This window comes from Microbacterium sp. HSID17254, assembly GCF_003989315.1.
Lineage (GTDB): Bacteria > Actinomycetota > Actinomycetes > Actinomycetales > Microbacteriaceae > Microbacterium.
Map to the genome: position 1 here is coordinate 1 of NZ_RBLT01000136.1, position 939 is coordinate 939.

Below are 939 nucleotides of genomic sequence, written 5' to 3' on the forward strand. Positions count from 1 at the left end.
ATCAACCGCAACCTGCCCGCCGGGCGCGACTACCACGGTCCGCCGCTGCCCTACGGCTACCTGCAGACCACCGAGCCCTGGGACGAGGACCTGCTGACCCAGGCCCAGGAGAACGGCTCCTACCTCGAGACCGACGACGTGGTGCGCGTCGACCTGTCCCAGCTGTCCTGGACCAAGTGAGGAGGCACGTCATGGCTGCCTACACCGAGACCGACGTCCTGATCATCGGTGCCGGCCCCGGCGGGGCCGGGATCGCGCTGAAGCTGGCCAAGGCCGGCGTGAAGGTGGTGTGCCTCGAGCAGGGCCCCTGGGTCACGCCCCAGGACCACCCGCACTACCACGACGAGTGGGAGCTCGAGAAGCAGCGCGGCTGGGCGTACGACCCCAACGTGCGCCAGCTGCCCGAGGACTACCCGGTCACCGGGGTCACCACGCCCTACATGATGAACAACGTCGGCGGCTCGACGATGCACTACGCCGGCCACTGGCCGCGCTACAAGCCCGTCGACTTCCGCAAGGGCACCGAGCACGGGCTCGAGGGCACGATCGACTGGCCGATCAGCTACGAGGACCTCGCCCCGTTCTACGACGAGAACGACGAGATCTACGGCATCTCCGGCCGGATAGGCGACCCGTCCTACCCGGACCGCAAGCAGGCGGTGCGGGACCCGGAGGTGCTGCCCGGCAAGCTCGGGCTCAAGTACGCGAAGGCGTCGCGCGATCTGGGCTGGCACTGGTGGCCGTCGGACAACGCGATCATCACCCGGGACCGGGAGAACCGCCACGCCGACCAGGCGATGGGCAACGAGCTGTCGGGGTCCCCGACCGGTTCGCTGTCGACGCCGGCCAACGCGCACTGTCCCTACTCCATCCGGCACGTCGCCGACCTGCGCACCATGGCGCGGGTCGAGCAGATCCACGCCGCGCACGGGAAGGCGA

Annotated in this window: 2 protein-coding genes; both read left to right on the top strand. The window is 69.5% G+C overall.

What is annotated here, in order from left to right; translation table 11 throughout:
- Positions 1-180 (top strand): hypothetical protein (locus tag D8M34_RS19120; protein WP_202976293.1); only part of this gene is annotated, 180 nt, incomplete at its 5' end.
- Positions 181-191: 11 nt separating this feature from the next.
- On the top strand, positions 192-939 hold a 748-nt coding region (locus D8M34_RS18145; RefSeq protein ID WP_126894716.1), incomplete at its 3' end, for an FAD-dependent monooxygenase.